The sequence below is a fragment of the Citrobacter sp. S55_ASV_140 genome, assembly GCF_018919505.1.
GTDB classification, from domain to species: domain Bacteria; phylum Pseudomonadota; class Gammaproteobacteria; order Enterobacterales; family Enterobacteriaceae; genus Citrobacter; species Citrobacter werkmanii.
In genome coordinates, this window is the sequence record NZ_JAHLQZ010000259.1 from 1 (window position 1) to 4396 (window position 4396).

A 4396-nucleotide genomic window follows, 5' to 3' on the forward strand; every position below is an offset into this window, starting at 1 on the left:
GCGTGCCCTGACGCTGCAAGAAAAATCAGCGGGCATCCAGGACGTGACCTATCAGACCGATCAGCAAACGCTGATCCTGAATACCGCCACCGCCTATTTTAACGTACTGAACGCAATTGACGTGCTGTCTTACACCCAGGCACAGAAAGATGCGGTTTACCGTCAGTTAGATCAGACCACTCAGCGTTTTAACGTTGGCCTGGTCGCTATCACTGACGTGCAGAACGCCCGTTCACAATACGATACCGTGCTGGCAAACGAAGTTACCGCGCGCAACAATCTGGATAACGCGGTGGAACAACTGCGCCAGGTGACCGGTAACTACTACCCGGAACTGGCTTCGCTGAACGTTGACGGCTTCAAAACCAACAAACCGCAGGCGGTGAACGCACTGCTGAAAGAAGCGGAAAACCGCAACCTGACCTTATTGCAGGCGCGTTTGAGCCAGGATCTGGCGCGTGAACAGATTCGCCTGGCACAGGACGGTCATTTACCGACTCTGGACCTGACCGCATCTACTGGCGTATCTGATACCTCATACAGCGGTTCCAAAACCAACACCTCCCAGTATGACGACAGCAACATGGGTCAGAACAAAATCGGCCTGAGCTTCTCGCTGCCTATCTACCAGGGCGGAATGGTTAACTCGCAGGTGAAACAGGCGCAGTACAACTTTGTTGGCGCAAGCGAACAACTGGAAAGCGCACACCGCAGCGTGGTGCAGACCGTTCGTTCTTCGTTTAACAACATTAATGCGTCCATCAGTAGCATCAACGCGTACAAACAAGCGGTTGTTTCTGCGCAAAGTTCTTTGGATGCGATGGAAGCCGGTTATTCCGTTGGTACACGTACCATCGTGGATGTATTGGATGCCACCACCACGCTGTACAACGCCAAGCAACAGCTGGCTAATGCGCGTTACACCTATCTAATCAATCAGTTAAACGTCAAATCCGCGCTCGGTACGCTGAACGAGCAGGATCTGGTGGCCCTGAACAATACGCTGGGTAAACCGGTATCCACTACCCCGGATACGATCGCCCCGCAAAACGCGCAGCAAGACGCCGCCGCGGATGGTTATACGTCCAACAGCACGACGCCAGCGGCGCAGCCGACAGCAGCACGTACAACCAGCAGCAACGGCACCAACCCGTTCCGTAATTAATGCTGATGACGGGGCTTCGGCCCCGTCTGAACGTAAGACAACGTAAAGATCCGCCCCTTCCTGCGCATTCTCGCCTCTTCCCGCTTCAATTTCGACCAGTCATCCTCTATTCTGAGCAGTATTTACCACTGGGTCCTGGAAGACATATATGAAACGGACAAAATCAATACATCACGCTTCGTTCCGCAAAAGCTGGAGCGCGCGCCATCTGACTCCTGTCGCCCTGGCAGTTACCGCTGTGTTTATGCTCGCGGGCTGTGAAAAGAGCGACGAAACGGTTTCGCTTTATCAAAACGCGGACGACTGCTCAGCAGCGAATCCGGGTAAAAGCGCCGAATGTACCACCGCGTTCAACAATGCGCTGAAAGAAGCGGAACGCACCGCGCCAAAATATGCCACTCGCGAAGACTGTATCGCTGAATTCGGCGAAGGCCAGTGCCAACAAGCACCTGCGCAAGCGGGTATGGCGCCGACCGGCGAAGGCCAGGCTCAGGCGCAGAATCAAAGCAGCGGCAGCTTCTGGATGCCGCTGATGGCAGGCTACATGATGGGCCGACTGATGGGCGGCGGAATGGGCGCTCAGCAGCCGCTGTTCAGCTCGAAAAACCCGGCCAGTCCGGCATACGGCAAGTACACTGACGCCAGCGGTAAAAACTACGGCGCAGCGACACCGGGCCGCACCATGACCGTGCCGAAAACCGCCATGGCGCCGAAACCGGCCACCACCACTACCGTCACCCGCGGCGGATTTGGCGAATCTGTGGCTAAACAGAGCACCATGCAACGTAGCGCCAGCGGTACCACTACACGTTCAATGGGCGGCTGATGGTCATGGAAAGAGTCAGTATTGTTGAGCGCCCGGACTGGCGCGATAAGGCCACCGAATACGGTTTCAACTTTCACACCATGTACGGCGAGCCGTACTGGTGTGAAGACGCGTACTATAAGCTCACGCTTGCCCAGGTTGAAAAGCTGGAAGAGGTCACCGCAGAGCTGCATCAAATGTGCCTCAAAGTGGTGGAAAAGGTCATCGCCAGCGATGAGCTGATGACAAAATTCCGCATTCCAAAGCATACCTGGGGCTTTGTCCGCCAGTCCTGGCAGACACAACAACCGTCGCTTTATTCTCGTCTGGATCTGGCGTGGGACGGCACAGGTGAACCCAAGCTGCTGGAAAACAACGCTGATACGCCAACGTCATTGTACGAAGCCGCGTTTTTCCAGTGGATCTGGCTGGAAGATCAGCTTAATGCCGGCAACCTGCCGGAAGGCAGCGATCAGTTCAACAGTCTGCAGGAAAAGCTGATCGAGCGTTTCACCGAGCTGCGTGAACAGTATGGTTTTCAACTACTGCATCTGACCTGCTGTCGTGATACGGTCGAAGATCGCGGTACGATCCAGTACCTGCAGGATTGCGCTGCCGAGGCTGAGATCGCCACTGAATTCCTCTATGTCGAAGATATTGGCCTGGGTGAAAAAGGTCAGTTCACGGATATGCAGGATCAGGTTATTGCAAACCTGTTCAAGCTCTATCCGTGGGAATTCATGCTGCGTGAAATGTTCTCCACTAAGCTTGAAGACGCGGGCGTTCGCTGGCTGGAACCTGCCTGGAAGAGCATCATCTCCAACAAGGCGCTATTACCGCTGTTGTGGGAAATGTTCCCGAACCATCCGAACCTGTTGCCTGCTTATTTCGCCGAAGACGACTATCCGCAGATGGATAAATTCGTCGTTAAGCCAATCTTCTCGCGTGAAGGCGCTAACGTCTCCATCATCGAGAACGGGAAAACGATCGAAGCCGTGGAAGGGCCGTATGGCGAAGAAGGCATGATCGTCCAGCAGTTCCATCAGCTACCGAAATTTGGCGACAGCTATATGCTGATTGGCAGTTGGCTGATCAACGATCAACCCGCAGGCATCGGCATTCGTGAAGACAGAGCGTTGATCACTCAGGATCTCTCGCGCTTCTATCCGCATATTTTTGTCGAATAATCGTTGTGCCGGATGGCGACTCCGCTTTGCCCGGCCTACGGCATGAACCGTAGGCCCGATAAGCGCAACGCCATCGGGCATTAATTACCCTACCTGCACCGACAGCATACTCAAACTGCCCATCTCAATACCGTCAACCGGGATCGTCACCGGTTCCATACCGTCCCATGCGCCCAAAACGTACAGCAGCGGCAGATAGTGATCCGGCGTCGGGTTCGATAACGATCCACCTTCATGATCGAGGTAGTTGACCAGCGGGTGCTGTTCAACCGGTCCCTGCCATGTCAGGTTGGCCTTCACATAATCGTTGAATGAGGTCGCCCACGGGTATGGCGTGTTCTCACCGTGCCAACGCGCAGTACGCAGGTTGTGTACCACATTACCGCTGGCCACCAGCATAATGCCTTCATCACGCAACGCCGCCAGTTTGCGACCCATCTCAAAATGCCAGGCCGCGGGTTTGGTACTGTCGACGCTCAGCTGCACCATCGGAATGTCCGCATTCGGATACATCTTGATCAGCACGCCCCATGAGCCGTGGTCAAAGCCCCACGCTTCCTGGTCTAAGGTCACTGGCACCGGAGCAAGCATGTCAACCAGATGCTGAGCCAGTTCCGGTGAACCCGGGGCCGGGTAATGCGTGTCATACAGCGCCTGTGGAAAACCGCCAAAATCGTGGATTGTTTTTGGCGCTTCCATCGCCGTCACACCTGTTCCACGAGTGAACCAATGCGCCGACACCACCACAATGGCTTTCGGACGCGGCAACGTTTCCCCCAGTTGCTGCCAGGCACGGGTATAAACGTTATCTTCCAGAACATTCATCGGGCTACCGTGGCCCAAAAACAATGCTGGCATACGAGCTGAAGACATGATGATATCCTTACTGAGGGAGTCATTTTGATACCATCACAATACGCTTTTTCGGTTGATGAAGAACTCAGATAACCATGATGAAGATCATCAGTTATTTTGACGATCTGGCCCGAACAGCAGATTGATAAGGAGTTAGATTTGTCGATGTCAGTACCTTTACTTCTGACTTTACTGGCAGGCGCCGCCACGTTTATTGGCGCATTTCTCGGCGTGCTGGGGCAAAAACCCTCTAACCGCGTTCTTGCCTTTTCTTTAGGTTTCGCTGCCGGAATTATGTTACTGATATCCCTAATGGAGATGCTGCCCGCTGCGCTGGCCGCTGACGGCATGTCGCCGGTGTTGGGCTACGGGATGTTTATTGTG

4 protein-coding genes and 1 pseudogene are annotated in these 4396 nt (G+C 54.3%); 4 read left to right on the top strand and 1 reads right to left on the bottom strand.

Annotation, left to right across the window (positions count from 1 at the left end; all coding sequences use genetic code 11):
- The 3 genes from tolC to KQJ18_RS21905 form a co-directional block, all read left to right on the top strand.
- On the top strand, positions 1 to 1165 hold a 1165-nt coding region (gene tolC / locus KQJ18_RS21895; RefSeq protein WP_216422729.1), incomplete at its 5' end, for an outer membrane channel protein TolC.
- Positions 1166 to 1313: 148 nt separating this feature from the next.
- A complete protein-coding gene (locus tag KQJ18_RS21900; protein ID WP_006688037.1) occupies positions 1314 to 1991 on the top strand; it encodes a DUF1190 family protein in 678 nt (225 codons plus the stop codon).
- A gap of 5 nt (positions 1992 to 1996) precedes the next feature.
- On the top strand, positions 1997 to 3157 hold the full coding sequence (locus KQJ18_RS21905; RefSeq protein WP_038642878.1) for a glutathionylspermidine synthase family protein: 1161 nt from the start codon (positions 1997 to 1999) through the stop codon (positions 3155 to 3157).
- A gap of 84 nt (positions 3158 to 3241) precedes the next feature.
- On the opposite strand, the gene ygiD is transcribed toward KQJ18_RS21905, so the two are convergent.
- Complete coding sequence (gene ygiD, locus KQJ18_RS21910; protein WP_121529553.1) at positions 3242 to 4030, bottom strand: 4,5-DOPA dioxygenase extradiol; 789 nt, start codon at positions 4028 to 4030, stop codon at positions 3242 to 3244.
- A 147-nt stretch (positions 4031 to 4177) separates the two neighbouring features.
- On the opposite strand from ygiD, the pseudogene KQJ18_RS21915 reads away from it, so the two are divergent.
- A pseudogene (locus KQJ18_RS21915) lies at positions 4178 to 4396 on the top strand (zinc transporter ZupT); the annotation flags it as partial.

Bases quoted from the DNA above. Each gene is read 5' to 3' on its own strand.
- KQJ18_RS21900 (WP_006688037.1), top strand. From the start codon at position 1,314: ATGAAACGGACAAAATCAATACATCACGCTTCGTTCCGCAAAAGCTGG.
- KQJ18_RS21905 (WP_038642878.1), top strand. From the start codon at position 1,997: ATGGAAAGAGTCAGTATTGTTGAGCGCCCGGACTGGCGCGATAAGGCC.
- ygiD (WP_121529553.1), bottom strand. From the start codon at position 4,030: ATGTCTTCAGCTCGTATGCCAGCATTGTTTTTGGGCCACGGTAGCCCG.